The sequence below is a fragment of the Listeria monocytogenes genome, from assembly GCF_900187225.1.
Classification (GTDB): Bacteria; Bacillota; Bacilli; order Lactobacillales; family Listeriaceae; genus Listeria; species Listeria monocytogenes.
Window position 1 is genome coordinate 1,528,249 of sequence record NZ_LT906436.1, and the last position, 20,320, is coordinate 1,548,568.

General features: G+C 36.6%; 19 protein-coding genes and 2 other annotated features. All 19 genes read right to left on the reverse strand.

All coding sequences use genetic code 11. The annotated features are described in order from the left end of the window. Nucleotides 1-7 precede the first annotated feature (7 nt). Nucleotides 8-733, reverse strand: coding sequence for a YebC/PmpR family DNA-binding transcriptional regulator (locus tag CKV70_RS07790; protein WP_014600855.1), 726 nt, complete (start codon nt 731-733; stop codon nt 8-10). A gap of 110 nt (nt 734-843) precedes the next feature. Beyond that, the gene (gene pheA, locus CKV70_RS07795; protein ID WP_003732585.1) at nt 844-1,692 is read right to left on the reverse strand and encodes a prephenate dehydratase; all 849 of its coding nucleotides are present in this window, start codon (nt 1,690-1,692) and stop codon (nt 844-846) included. A gap of 66 nt (nt 1,693-1,758) precedes the next feature. Further along, nucleotides 1,759-3,048, reverse strand: coding sequence for a GTPase ObgE (gene obgE, locus CKV70_RS07800; protein WP_003724114.1), 1,290 nt, complete (start codon nt 3,046-3,048; stop codon nt 1,759-1,761). A gap of 159 nt (nt 3,049-3,207) precedes the next feature. Then, nucleotides 3,208-4,701: a glycerol kinase GlpK gene (glpK, locus tag CKV70_RS07805; RefSeq protein ID WP_003732584.1), complete on the reverse strand. Its 1,494-nt coding sequence runs from the start codon at nt 4,699-4,701 to the stop codon at nt 3,208-3,210. Between the two features lie 74 nt (nt 4,702-4,775). Beyond that, nucleotides 4,776-5,594 (reverse strand): MIP/aquaporin family protein, encoded by an 819-nt coding sequence (locus CKV70_RS07810; protein ID WP_003727395.1) that lies wholly within the window; start codon nt 5,592-5,594, stop codon nt 4,776-4,778. Between the two features lie 366 nt (nt 5,595-5,960). Next, nucleotides 5,961-6,251, reverse strand: a complete 291-nt coding sequence (gene rpmA / locus CKV70_RS07815; RefSeq protein WP_003726866.1) for a 50S ribosomal protein L27 — start codon at nt 6,249-6,251, stop codon at nt 5,961-5,963. Nucleotides 6,252-6,264: 13 nt separating this feature from the next. Continuing rightward, a complete protein-coding gene (locus CKV70_RS07820) occupies nt 6,265-6,582 on the reverse strand; it encodes a ribosomal-processing cysteine protease Prp (protein ID WP_003732583.1) in 318 nt (105 codons plus the stop codon). Between the two features lie 18 nt (nt 6,583-6,600). Then, entirely contained in the window at nt 6,601-6,909 is a 309-nt protein-coding gene (gene rplU / locus CKV70_RS07825) for a 50S ribosomal protein L21 (RefSeq protein WP_003726868.1), read from the reverse strand. 12 nt (nt 6,910-6,921) lie between these two features. Beyond that, nucleotides 6,922-7,000 (reverse strand) — a sequence feature (ribosomal protein L21 leader region). Between the two features lie 65 nt (nt 7,001-7,065). Continuing rightward, nucleotides 7,066-8,427 carry a ribonuclease E/G gene (locus CKV70_RS07830; RefSeq protein ID WP_014600856.1) on the reverse strand — a complete coding sequence of 454 codons (1,362 nt, stop codon included), beginning with the start codon at nt 8,425-8,427 and terminating at the stop codon, nt 7,066-7,068. Between the two features lie 51 nt (nt 8,428-8,478). Next, nucleotides 8,479-9,279, reverse strand: coding sequence for a septum site-determining protein MinD (gene minD / locus CKV70_RS07835; RefSeq protein WP_003723226.1), 801 nt, complete (start codon nt 9,277-9,279; stop codon nt 8,479-8,481). Nucleotides 9,280-9,281: 2 nt separating this feature from the next. Beyond that, nucleotides 9,282-9,959 carry a septum site-determining protein MinC gene (gene minC / locus CKV70_RS07840; RefSeq protein ID WP_003723227.1) on the reverse strand — a complete coding sequence of 226 codons (678 nt, stop codon included), beginning with the start codon at nt 9,957-9,959 and terminating at the stop codon, nt 9,282-9,284. Between the two features lie 177 nt (nt 9,960-10,136). Continuing rightward, on the reverse strand, nt 10,137-10,655 hold the full coding sequence (gene mreD, locus CKV70_RS07845; RefSeq protein ID WP_003723228.1) for a rod shape-determining protein MreD: 519 nt from the start codon (nt 10,653-10,655) through the stop codon (nt 10,137-10,139). Nucleotides 10,656-10,657: 2 nt separating this feature from the next. Next, entirely contained in the window at nt 10,658-11,545 is an 888-nt protein-coding gene (mreC, locus tag CKV70_RS07850; protein WP_003732580.1) for a rod shape-determining protein MreC, read from the reverse strand. A gap of 85 nt (nt 11,546-11,630) precedes the next feature. Beyond that, the gene (locus CKV70_RS07855) at nt 11,631-12,644 is read right to left on the reverse strand and encodes a rod shape-determining protein (protein WP_003723230.1); all 1,014 of its coding nucleotides are present in this window, start codon (nt 12,642-12,644) and stop codon (nt 11,631-11,633) included. 451 nt (nt 12,645-13,095) lie between these two features. Continuing rightward, nucleotides 13,096-13,770 (reverse strand): RadC family protein, encoded by a 675-nt coding sequence (gene radC / locus CKV70_RS07860; protein ID WP_003723232.1) that lies wholly within the window; start codon nt 13,768-13,770, stop codon nt 13,096-13,098. Between the two features lie 11 nt (nt 13,771-13,781). Continuing rightward, nucleotides 13,782-14,492, reverse strand: a complete 711-nt coding sequence (locus CKV70_RS07865; protein ID WP_012951646.1) for a prepilin peptidase — start codon at nt 14,490-14,492, stop codon at nt 13,782-13,784. A gap of 211 nt (nt 14,493-14,703) precedes the next feature. After that, nucleotides 14,704-15,993: a bifunctional folylpolyglutamate synthase/dihydrofolate synthase gene (locus CKV70_RS07870; protein ID WP_003732578.1), complete on the reverse strand. Its 1,290-nt coding sequence runs from the start codon at nt 15,991-15,993 to the stop codon at nt 14,704-14,706. Between the two features lie 61 nt (nt 15,994-16,054). Beyond that, nucleotides 16,055-18,706 (reverse strand): valine--tRNA ligase, encoded by a 2,652-nt coding sequence (locus CKV70_RS07875; RefSeq protein WP_014600857.1) that lies wholly within the window; start codon nt 18,704-18,706, stop codon nt 16,055-16,057. 48 nt (nt 18,707-18,754) lie between these two features. Next, nucleotides 18,755-18,981, reverse strand: a binding site (T-box leader). Nucleotides 18,982-19,028: 47 nt separating this feature from the next. Further along, nucleotides 19,029-20,318 (reverse strand): glutamate-1-semialdehyde 2,1-aminomutase, encoded by a 1,290-nt coding sequence (gene hemL / locus CKV70_RS07880; RefSeq protein WP_003723237.1) that lies wholly within the window; start codon nt 20,316-20,318, stop codon nt 19,029-19,031. Nucleotides 20,319-20,320: the final 2 nt, after the last annotated feature.

Consider the following 20,320-nt stretch of genomic DNA (forward strand, 5'->3'; position numbering starts at 1 on the left):
TGTTGACTTAATTAATCTCTGCGTTCGTATAAACTTCTTGCACGTCATCATCATCTTCTAGTGCCTCTAACATTTTATCAAATTGTGTTTGATTGTTTTCTGCTATTTCATTATAAACCGTTGGAAACATGGATAATTCAGCAGTAGCAAAAGTATACCCCGCTTCTTGCAAAGCCTCTTTCACTTCTGAAAAAGTAGCCGGATCAGTAAAAATTTCAAATACATCCTCGCTTACTTCCACGTCATCCGCACCCGCTTCAATAGCCTCCAGCATAAATTCCTCTTCGTCTACGGTTAAACCTTCGCGTAAAATAACAAGATAACCTTTACGATCAAACATATAGCTAACACTTCCGGTTTCACCAAGGCTTCCACCATTCTTATTAAATGCTACACGGACATTGGTACTTGTGCGATTCTTATTATCCGTAAGCGCGTGGACTAATACAGCAATTCCACAAGGCGCATACCCTTCATACGTTACTTCATCGTAGTTTTCACCACTCGTATTACCAGAAGCTTTATCAATAGCACGTTTAATATTATCATTTGGCATGTTGACTGCTTTTGCTTTATCCATAACTAATCGGAGCGAAGGGTTTAAACTCGGATCAGGACCTTTTTTTGCTGCAACAAAAATTTCTCTCGCTAATTTTTGGAATACTTTGGAACGCTTGGAATCTTGTGCATTTTTTCTACCTTGAATATTATTCCATTTTGAATGTCCTGACATATATTTCACTCCTTTTAGATTTAGTAAAGCTTTTCTCCTACAAATTCTAACGCAAAAAATGAGGATTCGCAATAAAAAAGTTACCGCAAAAAATTGCGATAACTCTTTATTTAATTCGTTTGTAAGCGGTGAACGTGATAAGTGCCAAGTTTATTTGCCGTTCCACCTAAAAGTGTAATTTCATCAAGCGCATTGGTAACTAGCACTTCTTTTCCTTCTGAAAGCACATCAATCAAGAAAAAGTACTCCCCTAACGAGGTTTTAAGTGGTCTTGATTCAATTTTACTTAAATCTATATCGCGCCATGCAAATGTTGACAAGACTTTATGTAGCGCTCCTGGCATGTTATTAGGCAAAATAACAGAAATAGAAGTTTTTTCTTCTTCTTTTGGTAATAAAATCGAAACAGGCTTACGACTTAAAACAAAAAATCTTGTTTGATTTAATTCCAAGTCTTGCGCATTTTCTTTGACGATTTCAAGCCCGTACTCATTTGCTGCCATTCGTGGTGCAATAGCTGCCACAAGTTCAGTCGGATTATTGCTAACCCATTTTGCAGCATAGGCAGTTGAAGGTGTAACTTCACGCTCCACTCCGTATAATTCTGCCTGAAGAAATGTATGGCACTGGGCAAGCGCTTGTGGGTGAGACATTACCTTTTGCACAGATTTCCAAGCGGATACATGCGCGGGATGAACCATTAAATGTTGCGCAATTGGTAGAACAATCTCTGCTACTACAGGGACACTTGAAAAATGAAATAAGTAGTCCAGCGTGATATTGACGCTTCCTTCAATCGTATTTTCAATTGGAACAACAGCCACATCCACGTCTTCCTTTTCAATTGCCATAATACAATCCGGAATTGTACTCTTAGCTATCATCTCTTCTTTTGGAAAAGCCTTTGCTGCTGCCGAATGGGTAAAAGATGCTGCTGGACCTAAATAAGCAATTTTCATTTTCAACTCTCCTTTTTTCATAGCTAGGAAAAAAGCGTGCGCCAAATGATTGGCGCAGCACTTTGTTTAATCCATAAATTCAAATTCATAATCAAGCAAGCGAACGATATCGCCGTCTTTGGCACCACGTTTTCTAAGCGCCTCATCGACACCCATTGCACGAAGCTGACGAGCAAAACGGCTAATAGAAGCATCACGCTCGAAGTTTGTCATCGTAAATAAGCGTTCGATTTTCGCTCCACTTAACACAAAAGTACCATCTGGTTCTCTAGAAATCTCGAAGTCAGGTTCCTCAGCAACATATTTGTAAAGAACTGTATCTTCGTCTTCTTGCTCCAAAATTTCATTAAGTGGAAATTCTGGTGTTGTTTCTAATTTATCAGCAATAGCAAGAAGTAATTCGCGTAGGCCTGTTTTTGTTACTGCAGAAATTGGGAAGACAGGAATATCTTCAGCGATTTTAGTTTTAAATTCGTTTAAATTTTCTTCCGCATCTGGCATATCCATTTTATTAGCTACGATAATTTGTGGACGTTCCATTAAGCGCAAGTTATATTGTTCTAATTCGTTATTAATGGCCATATAGTCTTCATATGGTACGCGTCCTTCTGAGCCCGACATGTCGATGACGTGCACGATAACACGTGTTCTTTCGATATGACGTAAGAATTGATGACCTAAACCAACACCTTGGCTAGCCCCTTCAATTAATCCCGGCAAGTCAGCCATAACAAAGCTACGACCATCTCCAGCATCAACCATTCCTAAGTTAGGAACAATCGTTGTAAAGTGATATGCGGCAATTTTTGGTCTCGCAGCAGAAACAACAGATAATAAGGTTGATTTACCAACACTTGGGAAACCAACTAAACCAACATCTGCTAATACTTTAAGTTCTAATTGTACATTTCGTTCTTGTCCAGGCTCACCGTTTTCAGAGAGTTCTGGAGCTGGATTGGCTGGCGTTGCAAAACGTTTATTACCACGTCCGCCACGTCCTGCTTTTGCAATAACTGCACGTTGACCATGTGCTACTAAATCAGCAATAATCTCGCCAGTATCAATATCTTTTACAATTGTTCCTTGTGGTACTTTGACTACTAAATCTTCTGCACCGCGTCCATGCATACTTTTACTCATGCCATGTTCGCCGTGCTCTGCTTTAAAGATTCGTTTAAAGCGGAAATCCACCAATGTACGCAGACCTTCATCTACAACAAATACAACGTCTGCTCCTTTACCACCGTCACCGCCAGCAGGACCACCGTTTGGTACAAATTTTTCGCGACGGAATGCTACCATACCGTCCCCACCATTACCAGCTTTTACATATATCTTAACCTGATCTACAAACATAATTTTTATATTCTCCCGTTCCTTAAAAGTCTTATCTTTCATTATAACGAACAAACTATACATCTGTCACTATATTTATTTCTATTTCCAGATATTTATTTGTTTTACATAGCAAAAATGCGTCAAATGCTTTTACACATTTGACGCATCTTTTAGAATTTATTTAAAAGCTTGTGCCGCTTTAACAGCTTTATGCCAGCCTTCATATAAATCTTCTCTTTGTTCTTCTTTCATTTCTACTTCAAAACGTTTGTCCAGTTTCCAATGTTTTTTAATTTCATTTTTATCTTTCCAAACACCTACTGCAAGTCCCGCCAAGAACGCCGCACCTAGCACGGTTGTTTCTTTGTTTTCTGGACGCTCTACAGGAACGCCTAGAATATCAGATTGGAATTGCATTAAGAAATTATTAGCAGAAGCTCCGCCATCAACACGTAACGTTTTTAAGCTAATTCCGGAATCTTGTTCCATTGCATAAAGTACGTCTCTTGTTTGATAGGCTAGAGATTCCAAAGTTGCACGGATAAATTGTTCTTTTTCCGTACCACGAGTTAAGCCAAATACAGCCCCACGAACATCTGAATCCCAGTAAGGTGCGCCTAAACCAACGAAAGCTGGTACAACATATACACCGTCACTTGATTCAATACGACTTGCATAGTTTTCAGAGTCGCTTGATTGACGAACCATTCGTAAACCGTCACGTAACCACTGAATAGCGGAACCAGCAACGAAAATACTACCTTCAAGTGCATATTCTACTTTACCATCAATTCCCCAAGCAAGTGTTGTTAATAAGCCGTTTTCAGAACGAACTGCTTTTTCCCCAGTGTTCATTAGCAAGAAGCAACCAGTCCCGTACGTATTTTTCGCCATTCCTTTTTCGAAACAACCTTGACCGAATAATGCAGCTTGTTGGTCACCAGCAATACCTGCAACCGGAACTTCTTCACCAAAGAAGTGATAAGGCACTGTGTCCGCATATACTTCAGAGGATGGACGAACTTCTGGCAGCATTGCTTTCGGGATATTAAGCATTTTTAAAAGCTCATCATCCCACTCTAAATCATAAATATTATAAAGAAGTGTACGAGAAGCATTGGAATAGTCGGTAATATGAGCACGACCACCAGTTAATTTCCAAACTAACCAAGTATCAATAGTTCCGAAAAGAAGTTCTCCTTTTTCAGCACGTTCTTGTGCACCATCTACATGGTCAAGAATCCAGCGAGCTTTTGTACCCGCAAAATACGGATCAATTAAAAGACCAGTTTTAGAACGAATGGTATCTTCATAGCCATCTTTACGTAATTGTTTACAAATATCTTCTGTTTGACGAGATTGCCAAACAATCGCATTATAAATCGGATTTCCGCTTTCTTTATCCCAAATAACGGTTGTTTCACGTTGGTTTGTAATACCAATCCCAGCAATTTCTTTAGAAGAAATATTTGTTTTTAACAATACACCTGCAATAACAGCTAAAATCGAAGCCCAGATTTCATTAGCATTATGTTCTACCCAACCTGGTTTAGGAAAAATTTGATCAAATTCTTCTTGTGCAACGCCAATTACTTCTCCTTCTTCGTCAATAATCATCGCTCTTGAACTCGTTGTTCCTTGATCCAGTGCTAAAATATATTTCTTTTCCATGTAAAATTCCTCCTCTAGTTTTAAGTACAACGAAAGCCCGAAGACCTTCGCTTGGAGCTAGTTATAATTCTAGCTTATGCTAAATCTTTTTTCTTGTCGAGTTGCATAGTTAAAATAAGAATTAAAACAAATAATACTGCGAACACCCAGAACCACATTCCTAGTTCGCCGTTAATAATGGCATTATACCCTAAAGCACCTAATGCACCGCCCATGATTGGTCCAATAACTGGAACCCATGAGTAGCCCCAATCAGATCCACCTTTGCCAGAAATCGGCCAAACAAAATGCGCAATTCTTGGTCCAAGGTCACGAGCTGGGTTGATGGCATAACCCGTAGTTCCACCAAGAGACATCCCGATAGCTACGATTAATGCACCGACTACAAGTGGATTTAATCCATCTGAAAAGGAATTTGCACCTAGTGATAGTAATCCAAATACTAATATAAAAGTACCTAATGCTTCACCAAAAAAGTTAGATGTAAAATGGCGAATAGCTGGCGCCGTTGCAAAAACACCTAGTTTTGTTGGTTTGTCTTCTGTTTGTTTCCAGTGTGGATAGTAATGCAACCAAATTAGCGTAGCCCCGATAAATGCCCCAATAAACTGAGCAAGAATATATGGCAATACGTAATTCCACGGGAAAGCACCAGCAAGTGCCATACCGATAGTTACTGCGGGGTTAAGATGGGCCATACTCATATACCCTGAGACATACACACCCATTGTAACACCCAGCCCCCAAGCTAAAGTAATAACGACCCAGCCGCCATTCTCTGCTTTGGATCTTTTCAGTGAAACACCTGCTACGACACCAGCACCTAAAATAATTAGTATAGCCGTACCAATGACTTCACCTAGAAATTGTGTTGCTAAACTTGTGTCAATCATCTTTTCCAACTCCTTCTTCTTGCTTATTTGTAGCACCGGAATTTTAACACTTACTAGTCCCCTTACATTCCGATTATCAATTAACTTCAAAAAAAGAATGACAATCAAAACGTAGGCACACTAGTACCCTTGCATCGTTTCGATTGTCATCTCTTCTCCTGACATGTTAATTAACTTGAGTCTATTTAATCATATCAAGAAAACGCTGTCAATCAAACGACTTGTCCTATTTTTCACAATGTATCTTCATCTGCCTCTTTACTTTTACCCCAATTCGCGAGAGTTATAACCAATTTTAAAAGAAATTAATTCACAAAGATGAAAACACAAAAAAACCGCCACAAGTGACGGTTTTTAAAATTGTATTTAAGCTTCTTGTACTTCAGGATAAACGCTAACTTTTTTCTTGTCGCGTCCCATACGTTCGAAACGTACAACGCCATCAGTTTTAGCGAATAAAGTATCATCGCCTCCACGTCCTACGTTAGTTCCTGGATAGATTTTAGTACCACGTTGACGGTAAAGGATAGATCCACCAGTAACAAATTGTCCGTCCGCACGTTTTGCACCTAAACGTTTTGATTCAGAGTCACGTCCGTTAGAAGTCGAACCGCCACCCTTTTTGTGCGCAAAATGTTGAATATCAAATTTTAACATGAAATTCCACCTCCTATTTGGAGTTAATTTTTATATGATCAGGATAGCTGTACGCTAATGACCTTAGTTGATTTTCCATCCCCGTAAGCAAGATTTGCACCACGTCATCCCCTACATAATCAGCAGGCACAGAATAGTAAAGGTAACCCTCCGACTCTTCTATTACAGGATCAAAATCACGTACTTCCGAAATAGCATTCACCATTCCAAAAGCAATAGACGAAGCTCCTGCACATACCAAATCACTGCCATGTTCGGCAAAATCGGCGTGTCCACTCATTGTAAAAGAAATTATTTGGTTATCTTCTCGCATAACATCGACTTGAATCATTGTTTTCGTCCTTTCAAATTAAGCATTGATTGCATCAATAGTTAATTTTGTGTAAGGTTGACGATGACCTTGTTTTTTGTGGTAGTTCTTTTTCGGTTTATATTTATAAACTGTCAATTTCTTCGCACGGCCTTGTTTTTCAACTTTAGCTGTTACAGTTGCGCCTTCCACGAATGGAACGCCAACTTTAGCGGAATCTCCACCTACGAATAGAACTTTGTCAAAAGTAACAACATCTCCAACTTCACCTGCTAATTTCTCAACATAGATCTCTTGGCCTGCTTCTACTTTGATTTGTTTCCCACCTGTTTCAATAATTGCGTACATACTTGCACCTCCTCATATACTAAGACTCGCCATCACAGGGGATTTACACGAAGTAAATACTTGACCCAGCTCTGTGCGGTTGTAGCTTGGTGCGCTACAAACATAACAGTAAAATGATAGCATAAGCAAGTAGCCTATGTCAACCAATTGTTGATTTTAGTTCTCCACTCGGGCAATTTGATAAAACGGGACTCTTTCATCCGCCACTTCCCAATCAATTGGCGCATTACTTAGCGTATTCAAATCTAAAAAAGTCTCTAAAACATCTTCTGTCGTAATAATTTGAATGCTGTTTGGCTCATTTTGCATAATGCCTGAAAGTTCTCGTTCTAATTCGAAAGCAAGAGTCTCTTTGGAAGCCACATGACCCGTCGCATAACAAACTGGACAAGGCATCGTCGTCGTTTCTAAAAATGATTGTTGTTTCTTGCGTCTTGTCAATTGTAGTAACCCTGACTGCGAAAGTGCTGCAACTTGTGTTGTAATGTATTCTTCTCGAGTTTGACTCTCTAACGCCGCGTACAGCTCTGTGTAGCCCGCTTCTGACATTCCTCCAATAAAATCCACTAATATCATTCCACTCATATTACGTAACCTAATTTGTCGAAGGATTTCAGGAACTGCTTTGAGATTTACTGATTCTACTGTTTTTTCTTTTACTGTGGTACCTTTAAATTTACCTGAGTTCACATCAACAACCCACATCGCCTCTGTTTTTTCAATAAATAAAGAAGAACCATTACTCAAATGAACCACTGGCCGTGCCAGTCTATCCATTTGAGCTTTAATACCTAAGTCTGCAAATAAATCAGCGCTTTTTTTTAAGATGATTTGCTTATCTGGATATATCATTTCTAGCATTTTAGCAAACTCAAAATCATCCGTAATTACTTCCGATGGTGCGTATCGTTGAATGAACTGTTTCGTACTATTTAAAATTCCCGAAGCCGCTGATAATAGTAAGCCAGATTTTTTCCTTTTGCTAGCTTCTTTTACTAATGTTTGATATTTATCTCTCGCTTGAACCAAAGCTTGTTGTAATTGCTCTTTCGTTGCAAATTCTGCATTAGATCGAATAATTATCGCTTCATTTTCTTCCACCATGGTTTCCATTATTTTCTTTAATGTGATTTTGTCTGATATTCTTTTAGAAACAGAAATATATTCTTTTCCATACAAATAAATAAGCAAATCACCAGAAAATTCCAGTATGCCAGTTAATAGTGGGAGTTTCGTCACGCTACCTTCCCGCACGATTTGAACCGGAATTTTAGCACCTTGAGTTTTATCATAGCTTTCCGGAATATCTTTTAAATGGATGAAACCTTTGTTATTATTGCCTAAATCAACAAAAGCCGCTTCCACTTTTTGATCGATTTTTTGAATAAATCCATAATAAATATCACCAACTTGAACTTTTTCAGAAGGTCGTACAATTTCGATATCTATTAACAAATCATCTTCCATTGCCACTACTCGTTTTTCTATAGGAGCCGCGCTTACTATTAGCTTTTTCATCCAATCACCTTTTATAAAGACCCTTCATCTCAAAGATAAAGGGTCTAATTTTTATTTTCCACTAAAAAGTTGCTTTAAGCGAGCGAAAAATCCCGCTTTTTTTGTTTCAATCGACATTAACGGGATAGATTCTCCAAGAATACGTCGAGCAATATTACGATAACCTTGTGAAGCACGGTTATTTGGCAGCATAGCAACAGGATCCCCACTGTTTGAAGAGCGAATAACTTCATCATCATCAATGATAATACCAAGTAATTCAATCGATAAGTGTGTGGTAATTTCATCAATATCCATTACATCACCATTCATCATCATTTGTGTACGAATACGGTTAATAATTAATTTTGGTGGCTCGATATCTTCTTTTTCCAGTAAACCGATAATTCTATCTGCATCACGAACTGCTGATATTTCAGGCGTTGTAACTACAATTGCTTTGTCTGCACCAGCAACGGCATTTTTATAACCAGTTTCAATTCCTGCAGGACAATCAATTAAAATAAAATCATAGTCTGGACGGAGTTGATTAATTAAATCCACCATTTGTTCACCCGAAACAGCATTTTTATCAGTAGTTTGCGCCGCTGGAAGCAAGAAAAGTAAATCATCAAAACGTTTATCTTTAATCATTGCTTGATGAATTTTGCAGCGACCTTCTACTACATCAACTAAATCATAAATAATTCGATTTTCAAGACCTAAAACAACATCTAAATTGCGAAGGCCGATATCCATATCAATCAAGCACACTTTCTTACCTTGAAGAGCAAGTGCCGTTCCCAAGTTAGCAGTTGAAGTAGTTTTTCCTACTCCACCTTTCCCAGAAGTAATGACTATAGCTTCTCCCATGTTTAACGCCCTCCTTGAAAATTAGAAATTTCAGGTCTAATTTTTCTTATCTTATGTATTCCATCAATTACTATCTCACCTGCATCATTTACAAATGCAGAAAACAAATCTGTTTCAGTGACCTCTTTATAATCTTCACTATCAAACCCATATACCTTATCAGCAATTCTAACTTGTGACGGATAAAGAAATTTCCCTGCTACAACTGCATTTTCGTTGCCTTCAAAGCCAGCATGAATAATTCCTTTAATATTACCTAGAACAAATACATTGCCATTTGAACGGATTTGTCCTCCAGGATTAACATCGCCGATTAGCAAAAAATCCCCTGGAACCTGAACAACTTGTCCAGAACGGATAATCGTTGCCATAGAAAAAATTTGATCATTTTCTTTCCATTTTTTGGCCTCGTCTTTAGACATCACATTACTATAAAATGCACTAATTTCCATTTGGCTATTCTCATGAATAATAGTTGATATTTCAAGTTCTTCTTCCTCTGAAAACAGACGGTTACCAATTTGAACTTGTACCTCTAATTTTTCACCAGAGTAAGGGTTTTGTTTCTGATCTGCAAGCAATTGAGTTAGTTCTTGTTGCAACTCAGATATACTTGCTTTATCACTAAGAAAAATACTAATGCCATCTTTTGTGCCTTTAATTTGAACATTCTTCTTCATATACCATTTCACCCCGCAACATTTATACTCTAGCCTTTAGTATACACTAACTCAAATTAAATGATAATAAAAAAATACTTTTTTTGAAAAAACAGCTTGAAATCGCAAGCTGTGGATATTCTCCACAGTCATACTTTTTCAAGTAATAGCGACTTCAAACTGTTAAAATTACGATAGTTATTCTGATTTAACCAAACGATCAAGAAACAATCGGAATGGGAAAAAGACAACTAAAAAGAATGCTAAATTAATCAAAATGGTTGTCCATAAACGCTGATCAATAAAAACTGGGATAGACATGGTTGTCGTACCGATTAAATAATAAAACGCATATACTAAACTTTCTGTAAGAATAATATTAAATATCGCAATTAACCCAACCAAAAGTATATTATTTTGTAACACTTTCATAAATTTATCTGTGATATACACAGTAAACGGGAAGATAGCAAAATAAATGCCCATCACGCCAGTATAATAAATATCAAACAGCAAGCCTAGAATAAAAGCATATGCTAAAGTCGTATTTCGTTTATAAAAACAAGTCATAATCGTCAACATAATAAGTAAAAAATGCGGAATAAAAAGATGTCTATCATTAAAAAGACCATTCGCAAACTGAAGACTAAAAACACCCTCTAAAATAAAGGTTCCAACCATGATTGCAGGAAGTGCAATGTTTTTCTTAACATTCATGATTATTGGCCTCCAGTCGTGTCTGAACTAGTTGTATCGTCATCCGTCGTCCCTGCTTCCGCTGAACGCTTCAACACAGTTACATGGTTTAGATCATACATGTCAGCACCTGGCTTAATAAACGCGGTTTGAGATAATCCCATTTTATCAGTTTCTACTTTTTCAATTGTACCGATAAAGATACCTGCTGGGAATTTCCCACCGAGTCCAGAAGTAACAACTTTCTGTCCTTTTTTAAATTTCATGTCATACGGTAATTGTTTTAATTCTAGCAACTTAGTATCACTGTCATAACCATTGATAATCCCGAATGCATTTTCCTTGCCCTGCACTTTAGCAGAAACACGGTTTTTAACATCCGATGAAGTTAATAATTCAACTGTGGCTGATTTAGCGCCTGTCGTTGTTACTTTACCAATAAGACCACTTGGTGTTGTAACTGCCATATCAGGTTTTACTCCATCACTTGACCCTTTGTCGATTTCTACTTGATCATTCCAATTAGTAGGATTTCTAGAAATGACAGAAGCATTAAGTGGATCGTAGTCGCGAATACTATCAGTAATATCAAGACTTTCTTTTAAATCTTTATTTTCTTTTTTCAAGTCTGCAACTTCACTTTCAAGTTGTGCCAATTCTTCTAAACGTTCTTTTAGATGTTGGTTTTCAGTATAAGTGTTTTTTAAATCAACCACTCCATCAACTGTACCTGAGATAAATGAAGTAGGCTTAGCTACTATATTTTCGCCAAATCCAACAACATCTTTCACAAATTGTTCTGGCCACGAAGCATTCTCACGATCACGTAAAGAAAAACCAACTAGCGCGACGAGAACAATAATAGATATTAACAAGATAATCAAACGTTTATTGAGAAAAAATTGTGGCATAACGACACCTCATCTCGTTAGTACTCTTTTTCCATTTTTTTGAAGCTAATTCATCTTGTTATATGACATAAATGAGTGTGTCCATTTAGTTCATTTTTTTACGTTTATACATATCCATATTTTCTAAAGCTTTCCCTGTTCCAATTGCAACACAATCAAGTGGTTCATCTGCAATAATAACAGGCATTTTTGTTTCTTCAGAAATAACTGTATCTAAATTACGTAAAAGCGCTCCCCCACCTGTGAGTACAATACCTTTATCCATAATATCAGCTGACAATTCTGGTGGCGTATTTTCAAGTGTTCCTTTTACAGCATCAATAATAGCTGCTACTGTATCAGCAAGTGCTTCGCTAATTTCTTCTGGAGTAATTTCAATAGTTTTAGGAAGTCCGGTTACTAAATCGCGTCCTCGAATGCTAAATGGAGATAAGTCCAAACCTTTTGGACTAGCTGAGCCAATTTCCATTTTAATTGCTTCGGCAGTACGATCACCAATTAATAGATTATATTTTTTACGAATGTAATTAATGATAACTTCATCTAAATCATCACCGGCAGTCCTCACAGAGCGACTAGTTACAATACCACCTAGAGAAATAACAGCAACTTCTGTAGTTCCTCCACCAATATCTACAACCATACTACCTGTAGGCTCGCCAACTGGAAGTCCAGCACCAATAGCCGCAGCAAACGGTTCTTCAATTGTAAATGCGTCTTTAGCACCTGCTTGACGAGTCGCATCAATAACAGCGCGTTTTTCTACACCTGTAATTCCAGAAGGTACACATATCATTACGCGTGGTTTACTTGCATTAACACTTTTACCAGCTTTTTGTATGTAGTACTTCATCATTGCTGCTGTTGTATCATAATCAGCAATAACGCCATCTTTCATTGGACGAATTGCAACAATATTTCCTGGTGTTCTACCAATCATATTTTTAGCATCGCTACCAACTGCAACTATTTCTTGTGTGTCTTTTTTCATTGCCACAACGGAAGGTTCACGAAGGACAATACCTTTTCCCTTCATATAGACAAGTGTGTTCGCTGTCCCTAAATCAATTCCAATATCTTTATTACCAAATCCAAACATCTGTATTCTCCTTTTCCTTCGTAATATTCTACAGGATACATTAAGTTTCCTTATTCGTCCATTAAATTAATGTTACCTTATCCCTTTGTGTCAATGTTTCTGTATAGACACATAAACAACCATCTTATTATAACATAAGTAAGACTATGAGACATTAATTTTTCATGAGAAGGAAAAATTTTTAACTTTTCTTTAAAAACTATTTTTGAGCATTATTAAATTTACTAAGAATATACTTTTGAAAGGATAAATTTTCACTTAAAAAATTCAATCAGACAAAGAAAAACAGGAATGGCAAACATGCCGATTACTAGTGAAAAGACAATAATATTATCTTTATATACTCTCCATTTATTTTGCACAATAAGCCACCTTTACATTTTATTGGTACTCACTTTAGCATAAGGTAGCAAACGTTGTCTGTAGATATTTTGTGAACAGTATTCTGGATTTAAAAGTAACCTTTTTCTTTCAAACTAATATACTTATTCTTGCCAATGATAATATGATCTAGTAAAGTAATTCCGACAATATTGCCAGCTTCAGCTAATCTTTTTGTTACAAGTAAGTCTTCACTAGAGGGAGTCGGGTCACCAGATGGATGGTTATGAAAGCACATAATTGACGCTGCTGATTTTCTGAGCGCCAATCTAAAAACTTCTCTAGGGTGAACGATGGAAGCATTCAGACCACCAACAAAAATCGTTTGCCGATATATTACTTGATTTTTGGTATTTAAAAATAGGCAATGGAAATGTTCTTGAAACAGAAAAGCAAGCTCTGGCATTACAAGTTTTACTGCATCTTCGGGACACCTAACAACCACTTCTTCCTGCTCCGTTACGATGCTGATACGCCTTCCTAGTTCAATCGCAGCCATGATTTTAGAAGCTTTTGCTATTCCAATACCATTAACTAATTGAAATTCTTCTATAGAAGCATATTGCATTTCACCCACATTTTTGAACTTCATGATGATTCGATTAGCTATCGTCAAAACTGACTCATTTTTAGTTCCTGTTTCAATAATTAAAGCAACCAGTTCCGAAGATGAAAGTGCTTCTATACCATAATTCTGAAGTTTTTCGCGTGGTTTTTCATTCTCTGATATTTCATGTGTCAACATAAGAACAGCTCCTATTTCATCAAAATACTAATCAGCAGGAAGGAAACAAAAATATACGGAACAAATGGAACTTGCTTATTTTTCTTCACTTTTTTTAACATCAACGCAGTTAATAATATTATTGTCCCCATAATAATTGCTAGAAAAAAGATATAATATCCTATTTTAAAACCTAAAAAAGTACTTAAAATAATAAGTATTTTGATATCGCCAAGTCCAATTCCTTTTCGAAAGATAATAAAAAAAAGAAGATAAAAAAGACAGCTGATTCCGCCTGAATAAATGAGATCCATCAAAGTTTGATTATATAAGATGGCGATGGTTGCAAGTACACAAAAAAATACAATTAATATTGAGTTAGGGACATACAAATAAAAAATATCTGTGATAAAGAAAAAAGCTAAAAAATAATAAATAATGTAGTAAAGAAGAAACGAATATGAAAAAGAAAATTGAATGTACAATAGAAGTATATAGATTGGCGTTACTAATTCCATTAAAAAGTAGATTATCGGGATAGGTCTTTCACAGCATCTAGACTTTCCTCTAAAAAAAAGAAAGGAAAAAATGGGGATGATATGATAAAAAGCAAGTTTCTTTTGACAATAATTACACTCCGAGAAGCGAAATAAAAATGATTTTTTCACTGGAAAACATTCTCCTGCGACTTGAATGAAAGACATAAATACCGCACTATAAATAGCTAATAAAAAGTAAATCATCTGTCACCTCCTAGTTGTTAAAAACAGAATAGCAGAGACGAAATTTTTTTGCACATAGCTAAAATCACTTTTCCATCTTCTATTGCATAACAAAAACACCTATTTTCATTAGTGGAAAACAGGTGTTTTTATATATTTTATCTTCTGAAAATCCTTTTTTAGCTATTTGTTCTTTTTTATTTCTCACAGTATACTCGATTTATTCAAAAGATTAACGTATTGAGGCCAACAAATATTTCCGCACTTCTGAAATGAAATAAAGCGATCCCGTAATAAAGATTTTCGTATTAGTTTCCGTTTCGTAAAGATTATTTAATGCTTGTTGCCAATCTGGATTCAAAGAAATACCTTCATTTTTCCCTATTTGTATTACTTCTTCCGCCATCATAGCTCTAGGATAATCAAAAGTAGTTAGTATTATTTCTGCATTTGGAATTGACTTTAACATCGCTAACATTTCTTGATAGTTTTTATCAGCTAATATACTCACTATTATTTTCTTAGGCCCAGGATACTTTTGGACGGAATGAGCGAATGTTTTAATTCCTTCTGGATTATGCGCTCCATCCAACATAATAAATGGATTTGAAATGATTTTCTCCATTCGTCCTGGCCAAAATGCTTTTTCCAAGCCCTTTCTAATTGCCGCCAAATCAATTTCAAAGGTAGAAAATGTATTTAAGTACTGTAATACTTTAATAGCTACCGCTGCGTTATTCAATTGATGCAGACCAAACAGTCCAATGGAAAGATTGCTTATTTCTTCTCCATAAATGGTTTTATAGGTTATATTTCCATTTTCATTATGCATGGAAAAAGCCTTATTCAATTGGGTAACATTAGATTTATTCTTTGTTGCTATCTCAGCTATAACTTCTTGAGCTTCTTTTTGTATAGCACCTGAAACAACTGGTATGCCTGGCTTAATTATGCCAGCTTTTTCACTAGCAATTTGCTCGATTGTATCCCCAAGGAATTCCATGTGATCCATCCCAATTGTGGTAATTACAGAAACTAGTGGAACTAGAATATTCGTAGAATCCAGTCTTCCGCCAAGTCCAACTTCGATAATACCAATATCGATGGAAACATAATCCGCAAAACATAAAAACATCATAGCAGTAATAATTTCAAATTCTGAAGGTGGTCCATAAACAGTTTTTTCTAGCTCTTCTGCAATAGGTTTAATTCGGTTAGCTAATGAAACAATCATTTCATCGCTAATTGGTTCACCATTAACACTAATTCGTTCATTAAAAACTTCAATGTATGGTGAAGTGAATGTTCCCGTTTTATATCCAGCTTCTTCCAGAGCATTTCTAACAAAAGTAAGTGTTGAACCTTTTCCATTTGTTCCAGCAATATGTACCCACTTATTCGCTTTTTCCGGATGATTTAGCTTTTCCATCATATACTCCATTCGAGCTAGTCCAGGCTTTATTCCTAGACGAAGCGTTCCATGAATCCAATCTAATGCTTCTTCATACGAATTTAATGTCATTATTTAAACCACCTTAAAACTGACCCTACCACTTGGTTTCATGATAAGGTCAGTCCGTTTTTTATACTTCTTTTAACGTTTCAATTCTTTCAAGAACAGAGGCTTTTTTATCTAGATAATCTTTTTCTTTTAGACGCTCTTCTGCAACTACACTCTCAGGAGCTTTGCTAATGAATCGCTCATTGTTTAGTTTCCCTTGAACTCTTGCCACTTCTTTATTCCATTTTTCTAGTTCTTTTTCAAGTCGAGCAATCTCTACATTTAAATCAATTAACGCTTCTAAAGGAATGAAAATCTCTGCTCCAGATACTACAGCAGTCATCGCCGTTTTAGATGCTTCAACATCGAAGGAAATTGTCACTTGTTCAGGGTTACAAAAACGTTCAATATAAGAAATATTTTGTTCTAGAATTTCTTTATACGTAGTATCTTTCGGTTTAATTTCAAGAATAATTGGCTTACTAAGAGGTGTATTCACTTCTGATCGAATATTCCGGACAGCACGAATCACTTCAACTAAAGTAGCCATGGCCGTAGAAGATTTAGTATCAATCTGTTGTTCATTCACTTTTGGCCATTCAGCAATTGTAATAGATTCCCCTTCGTGAGGTAAATTTTGCCAAATTTCTTCTGTTACAAAAGGCATGAATGGATGAAGTAATCGCATAGTCGCATTCAAAGTATACGCAAGTACAGATCTAGTTGTTTGTTTTGCAACTTCATCTTCTCCGTAAAGAGGTATTTTCGCGATCTCTATATACCAATCACAGAAATCATCCCAAATAAAGTTATATAACGTTCTTCCCACTTCACCAAATTCATATTTTTCACCTAAGGAGGTAACCGCTTGAATTGTTTCATTAAGTCTAGTCAATATCCATTTATCACTAACTTCAGTAACATTAGACAAATCAATTTCATTATATTTCATTCCATCTAAATTCATTAATACAAAGCGGGATGCATTCCAAATCTTATTAATGAAATTCCAAGTAGACTCTACTTTTTCATAGCTGAATTTCAAATCTTGACCTGGAGATGAACCTGTTGCAAGTGTATAACGAAGAGAATCTGCTCCGTATTTGTCAATAACTTCAATTGGGTCCACACCATTACCAAGTGACTTAGACATTTTACGACCTTCAGAATCACGCACTAAGCCATGAATCAATGTATCTTTAAAAGGTCTCTCACCAGTAAATTCAACAGATTGGAAAATCATTCTAGATACCCAAAAGAAAATAATATCGTATCCAGTTACTAAAGTATTAGTTGGGAAGAAATGTTGGAAATCTGGACTCTCAGTATCTGGCCATCCCATTGTTGAAAATGGCCATAAAGCCGAACTAAACCAAGTATCTAGTACATCTTCATCTTGTTCCCATTCAGAAAGGTTTTCAGGTTCTTTTTCACCAACATAAATTTCACCTGTTTCTTTATGATACCAAGCTGGGATTCTGTGACCCCACCATAATTGACGCGAAATACACCAATCGTGAATGTTATCCATCCAAGTTTCATATGTTTTTTCAAATCTAGCTGGTACAAAATTCACTTTGTTTTCCGTTTTTTGAAGTTCTAATGCTTCTGCAGCAAGAGGTTCCATTTTCACAAACCATTGTAGTGAAAGATAGGGTTCTACTACCGCTCCAGTTCGCTCTGAATGTCCCACTGAATGCAAATGAGGTTCTTGTTTGATAAATAAACCTAAGTCTTTGAAATCTTGAATAATTTCTTTTCTAGCTACAAAACGGTCCAGACCATCATATTTACCAGCATTTTCATTCATTGTCCCATCTTCATGCATGACAATAATTCTTGGTAAATCATGGCGATTCCCTACTTCAAAATCATTCGGATCATGTGCAGGCGTAATTTTAACTGCACCAGAGCCAAACTCTCTTTCAACATATTCATCAGCAACAATAGGGATTTCTCTATTCAAAATCGGTAGCATGATAGTTTTACCTATTAAGTGTTGATATCTTTCATCTTTTGGGTGAACCGCAACAGCTGTATCACCTGGTATTGTTTCAGGACGAGTTGTAGCTACTTCTAGGTAACCAGAACCATCAGTTAATGGATATTTCAAATGATAGAAACTGCCTTCAATATCTTTATGAATTACTTCAATATCAGATAAAGCCGTTTTCGCTTCTGGATCCCAGTTTATTATATATTGACCGCGATAAATAAGACCTTTATTATATAATGTTACAAATACTTTTTTGACAGCATCAGATAAACCATCATCTAGTGTAAATCGCTCTCTTGAGTAATCTAAACCAAGGCCTAACTTCTCCCATTGTTCACGGATAAACTCTGCGTATTCTTCTTTCCATTCCCAAGTTTTATCCACAAAGTTTTCTCGTCCTAAGTCATAACGAGAAATATTAGATTCTTTTAATTTCGCTTCTACTTTAGCTTGCGTTGCGATACCAGCATGATCCATTCCTGGTAAATATAATGTGTCAAACCCTTGCATTCTTTTCATTCGAGTAATAATATCTTGTAAAGTTGTATCCCACGCATGGCCTAAATGTAGTTTTCCTGTTACGTTTGGTGGTGGAATAACAATGCTGTAAGGTTCTTTATCCGTATTTCCTTCTGCTTTAAAAAATTCTTTTTCTAGCCACCATTTATATTTACCTGCTTCTACGTTACTCGGCTCATATTTTGTAGGCATATTTATTTCATTGTGTTCGGTTGTCATAATGATTCCTCCTTTTTTGGGCAAAATAAAAAACTCTTCTCATCCTCATAAAAGGACGAAAAGAGTATTATTCGCGGTACCACCTTTTTACCCACAGAAAAAATTGCAGGCACTTCATTGTGTTAACGATAGAGAAATCTACCGGTTATTCCTTACTATAAGTTCAGGAATACTGCTCCAAGGCTACCTTCAGACGTTATTTTTGAAAGCTTGCACCAACCGCTTTCTCTCTTTTGAAAAATAAATGTCCTACTCTTCCTCTTCATTGCATTTGATTCTATATACTAGAAATAATTTTAACAAAAGTTTCAAGATTCGTCAATTAGCCTCGAAGTATTTTACATGTAGTATCAAATGCTTCCAAGGTCTTATCAATTTCGTTCTCGGTGTGCATCGTAGAAATGAAGACACCTTCAAACTGAGATGGTGGTAAGAAAATGCCTTGACCTAACATTTCGCGGTAATAGTTTCGGAAAAATTCTAGATTACTTGTTTTTGCTGTATCAAAATTAATCACTTTTTGATCAGTGAAGAAAAAGCCAAACATCGAACCAGCCTTATTAATCGAGAGCGGGACTTGTCTTCTAGCGGATATCTCTGTAAGACCTTCTTCCATTCGCTTAATTAGGGTACGGAAAACATCATAGTGTTGCGGCGTTAATTGGCGAACCGTTTCAAAGCCAGCATTCATTGCTAATGGATTTCCGGATAAAGTTCCCGCTTGATAAATAGAACCAGCAGGGGCAATCTGTTCCATAATTTCTTTTTTACCCCCATAAGCACCAACTGGTAAACCACCACCAATCACTTTTCCTAAACAAGTAAGATCGGGCGTGACCACATAATAGCCTTGAGCAGAATAGTAATCTACTCGAAAGCCTGTCATAACTTCATCAAAAATGAGCAAAGAACCAAATTTTGTAGTAAGCTCTCGAAGTCCTTCTAAAAACCCTTCAATTGGGGGAACGACACCCATATTTCCTGCGACTGGTTCAACTATGACAGCTGCTATTTCTTCTCCATATTTTTCAAAGGCCAGTTTGGCTCCTTCAATATCATTGTATGGGACTGTTATTGTATCTGCCGCAAGACCTTTTGTAACTCCTGGAGAATCCGGTAATCCGAGTGTTGCTACCCCTGAGCCAGCTTTAATTAATAAAGAATCTCCATGTCCGTGATAACTTCCTTCAAATTTCAAGATTTTTTCTCTCTTTGTATAACCGCGAGCCAAACGAATAGCACTCATCGTTGCTTCCGTTCCTGATGAAACCATACGAACGATTTCAATAGATGGCACGCGTTCAATTACTAATTTTGCTAATTCAGTTTCAATCTCAGTAGGTGTCCCAAAACTGGTACCTTTCAGAGCTGCTTTTGTAATAGCATTAACAACAGCTGGATCAGCGTGCCCTAAAATTAGGGGGCCCCAAGATAACACGTAATCAATATATTCATTACCATCAACATCTGTGATATAAGCGCCTTTTCCGTGGTCCATGAAAACTGGCGAGGCATCTACAGAATTGAATGCTCGAACAGGGCTATTTACACCACCAGGTAAGACTTTTTTGGCTTCTTTAAAGGCCTTTTCGGATTTTGAATAGTTTTGCAAAT

Excerpts from the sequence above, each read along its gene's own strand:
- glpK (WP_003732584.1), bottom strand. The coding sequence starts at position 4,701 with ATGGAAAAGAAATATATTTTAGCACTGGATCAAGGAACAACGAGTTCA.
- rpmA (WP_003726866.1), bottom strand. The coding sequence starts at position 6,251 with ATGTTAAAATTTGATATTCAACATTTTGCGCACAAAAAGGGTGGCGGT.
- CKV70_RS07820 (WP_003732583.1), bottom strand. The coding sequence starts at position 6,582 with ATGATTCAAGTCGATGTTATGCGAGAAGATAACCAAATAATTTCTTTT.
- pheA (WP_003732585.1), bottom strand. The coding sequence starts at position 1,692 with ATGAAAATTGCTTATTTAGGTCCAGCAGCATCTTTTACCCATTCGGCA.
- mreC (WP_003732580.1), bottom strand. The coding sequence starts at position 11,545 with ATGCCACAATTTTTTCTCAATAAACGTTTGATTATCTTGTTAATATCT.
- CKV70_RS07870 (WP_003732578.1), bottom strand. The coding sequence starts at position 15,993 with ATGACATTAAATTCGTATGAAGAAGCATTAGATTGGATTCATGGAACG.
- minD (WP_003723226.1), bottom strand. The coding sequence starts at position 9,279 with ATGGGAGAAGCTATAGTCATTACTTCTGGGAAAGGTGGAGTAGGAAAA.
- mreD (WP_003723228.1), bottom strand. The coding sequence starts at position 10,655 with ATGAATGTTAAGAAAAACATTGCACTTCCTGCAATCATGGTTGGAACC.
- CKV70_RS07865 (WP_012951646.1), bottom strand. The coding sequence starts at position 14,492 with ATGATTTACTTTTTATTAGCTATTTATAGTGCGGTATTTATGTCTTTC.
- obgE (WP_003724114.1), bottom strand. The coding sequence starts at position 3,048 with ATGTTTGTAGATCAGGTTAAGATATATGTAAAAGCTGGTAATGGTGGG.
- CKV70_RS07830 (WP_014600856.1), bottom strand. The coding sequence starts at position 8,427 with ATGAAAAAGCTAATAGTAAGCGCGGCTCCTATAGAAAAACGAGTAGTG.
- CKV70_RS07810 (WP_003727395.1), bottom strand. The coding sequence starts at position 5,594 with ATGATTGACACAAGTTTAGCAACACAATTTCTAGGTGAAGTCATTGGT.
- rplU (WP_003726868.1), bottom strand. The coding sequence starts at position 6,909 with ATGTACGCAATTATTGAAACAGGTGGGAAACAAATCAAAGTAGAAGCA.
- CKV70_RS07790 (WP_014600855.1), bottom strand. The coding sequence starts at position 733 with ATGTCAGGACATTCAAAATGGAATAATATTCAAGGTAGAAAAAATGCA.
- radC (WP_003723232.1), bottom strand. The coding sequence starts at position 13,770 with ATGTTGACACATGAAATATCAGAGAATGAAAAACCACGCGAAAAACTT.
- CKV70_RS07855 (WP_003723230.1), bottom strand. The coding sequence starts at position 12,644 with ATGTTTGGATTTGGTAATAAAGATATTGGAATTGATTTAGGGACAGCG.
- CKV70_RS07875 (WP_014600857.1), bottom strand. The coding sequence starts at position 18,706 with ATGACAACCGAACACAATGAAATAAATATGCCTACAAAATATGAGCCG.
- minC (WP_003723227.1), bottom strand. The coding sequence starts at position 9,959 with ATGAAGAAGAATGTTCAAATTAAAGGCACAAAAGATGGCATTAGTATT.